The sequence below is a fragment of the Intestinibacter sp. genome, assembly GCF_051866655.1.
Classification (GTDB): domain Bacteria; phylum Bacillota; class Clostridia; order Peptostreptococcales; family Peptostreptococcaceae; genus Intestinibacter.
In genome coordinates, this window is record NZ_JBJDXL010000437.1 from 1 (window position 1) to 2,784 (window position 2,784).

General features: G+C 32.7%; 4 protein-coding genes. All 4 read right to left on the minus strand.

The features are described 5' to 3' along the window. On the minus strand, nt 1–1,006 hold a 1,006-nt coding region (locus ACI3VO_RS13180), incomplete at its 3' end, for a VWA domain-containing protein (protein ID WP_439758361.1). Nucleotides 1,007–1,027: 21 nt separating this feature from the next. Continuing rightward, entirely contained in the window at nt 1,028–1,876 is an 849-nt protein-coding gene (locus ACI3VO_RS13185; RefSeq protein ID WP_439758362.1) for an N-acetylmuramoyl-L-alanine amidase, read from the minus strand. Nucleotides 1,877–2,096: 220 nt separating this feature from the next. Then, on the minus strand, nt 2,097–2,222 hold the full coding sequence (locus ACI3VO_RS13190) for a hypothetical protein (RefSeq protein WP_439758363.1): 126 nt from the start codon (nt 2,220–2,222) through the stop codon (nt 2,097–2,099). Nucleotides 2,223–2,519: 297 nt separating this feature from the next. Next, the coding region (locus ACI3VO_RS13195; protein WP_439758364.1) for a GGGtGRT protein at nt 2,520–2,784 on the minus strand (265 nt) is incomplete at its 5' end.

A 2,784-nucleotide genomic window follows, 5' to 3' on the forward strand; every position in this document is an offset into this window, starting at 1 on the left:
CATCTGTGAACGCTATAACACATTTTGCACCATCAGTAGATACGATTTGGTTTACAGATGCATATAATGCGTCGTATAGAGATGTCATGTTCCCAGTTTGAAGGTTGTTTATCTTGTTTATTAATTGCGATTTATTATCTGTAAAGTAAAGATTTCTAGTTACATTATCAGCGAAACTCAAAAGTCCTGCCTTATCGCCTACATTAAATTGAATTTGATTTACTAGACTAACCATCGCTTGCTTTGATATAGACATATTAGTTCCTTGAGAAGTTCCTATATTCATACTGTCGCTGACATCTGCAACTATGTCTATAGTTAAATTCTCTTCTTGATCTAATTGGACTGCTTTTTCTATCTTTGTTTCTTGGAAACCTGATGATTCCATGTTTTCACTTAAATAAAAATCTTCGTACTCAAGGTTATCTATACTCTCTCCTGTAGTCAAATCCCTTATGCTGACATACAGCTTAACTGTAGGATATTCAGATACATCCACTTGAGACACCTCTAAGCTGTAGTTACTTGATTGACATAGTGCATCTAAAAATGCTTCGTATTTTTGATATACACCTTCTGCATCTTTATATCTCTCTTCTGATATAGCTTTTTGTATTTCGCTTTTATAATTTTCAATAGTCGATTTTTCTGCTTCAAGTAAGTTTACCTGCTTTTCCTTTTGATTCATTTCATTTTGTTTTTTGTTCAGATAACTTATGCTATAGCTTTTACTTGCTTCAAGCAGTGAATCTAAAGATTCCATTGCTTTATCACATTTAGATGAATTTTTAGAATCTATGTTGCTCTTTAATTCTGACATATATTTGTTATAAGAATCTTGATTTTTATCACTTAGGATAATTTGTTTAAATTTCTCTTCGTATTCATTGTAAGCATCTTCGTACTTACTCATTGAACTACACCCAACTAAAGCAAGGATTAAAGTAGTTAAAATACACATTAAAAAGATCGATTTTGTTGTTTTTTTATTACATCTATGTTTCATATACTCCTCCAATAAATCTGGTTATTTTCCATCAAAATAAGTTTGTGTAGCTTCGGCGATTGCTTTCATCATTTTCTCTTGATAAGATTTATCCGCCATTTTTTCGTCCTCTTCTGGGTTAGACATAAATCCCATTTCAACTAACACAGCCGGAACCTCTGACCAGTTAAATCCCGTCAAATCGCTTCTTTCATAAATATTATTTACCTTAAATCCAGCCTCCTTCATATCAGAAAACATTATTTCAGCACATTTATTGCTTTCCTCGTAAATCTTTGCCGTATATTTGCCATCGCTCGCCGGAATATGAAGCGATGCCCCACTTACAGACGAATCATCAGAGCCATCAGCGTGGATTCTAATAACTAAATCTGCATTATTTTCATTTGCAAAAATTGCCCTCTCAGAATTAGTAATATTCACATCATTAGTCTCTCTAGTCATAATAACCTTAAATCCCATATCCTCTAGATACTTCTTCAAAATCTTAGATGCCTGCAAATTCAATTCGTATTCTGGAATATTTGTAGAAACCCCCTGAGTTCCCCAAGACACCTTGAACTTAGTTTCCGATGAACCTTGCCCAACAGGCTCTTCACTCATGTCCCCTTTAGTTTGGTGGCCTGGATCTATACAGATTATGTACTGTTGATTTTTATTTTCTTGCTCTAGTATTTCACCCTCTTTTTTGTTTTTATCCTGTTGTGATTTGTCTTGATTAGCCTTTTCTGAAGATTTATCAGAATCCTGTTGAGATGTGTCACTTGTTGTAGATGTATTTTCTGAGCTAGATACATTTGGTTTGCTACATCCAAAGCTCACAAGCGAGACAATTAGTAAAACTAATAGTAAAAATGTTTTTTTCCTCATTTTACACTCCTTATATTTATAAAATTTTCCCCTGTTAAATATAATTATAAATGCTAAAAATAGTTAAATCAATTTTATTTGATATGCTTTTTTTAACTCGCCATTTACAGAATTATACACTTGAATATAAATATTAAAATAGAGTATAATAATATATATAAATAAAAAAGAACTACAATTCTATTTGCACTAGAGTAGTAGCTTCTTTTATGAAATGAAACTATTTGTTTAGACTACTCTTATTCGCCTTTGAGTGGTCTTCTACTTTTTTGTGTATGTATTTAATAGTACAACATATTCCAGTCGCAACTATCCCAGCCAAAACATTAAGCAAAAAGTTGTTCATACCATTTCACCTCCTTTCATAATTCGATAAGGTTACTTTAGTATGAAGCTACCACTCTAATAGAAATTGTAATTCTCCGTTCCCTATTATATCACCCAATTACTAAAAAAAGAACCGGTTTATTATCCCAGTTCTCAATCAAACAAAAATTGATTTATTTAATTTTTCTAATAATAAAACTATCCCTCTAGCAAATAATATATCAGTACTTATACTAAAAGCTCACGTCCCTAATTGCAAAATCCATAACGTGAGCTTTATTTTTATTTATATTTAAATTTTAACTCTAAAATATTCCTATTTCATAGCTTCTTCAACTGCAACTGCAACAGCAACTGTAGCACCAACCATTGGATTGTTACCCATTCCTATAAGTCCCATCATTTCAACGTGAGCTGGAACTGATGAAGAACCTGCAAATTGTGCATCTGAATGCATTCTTCCCATAGTATCTGTCATACCGTAAGAAGCTGGTCCTGCTGCCATGTTATCTGGATGAAGTGTTCTACCAGTACCACCACCAGAAGCAACTGAGAAGTATTTTTTACCTTGTTCGATACAT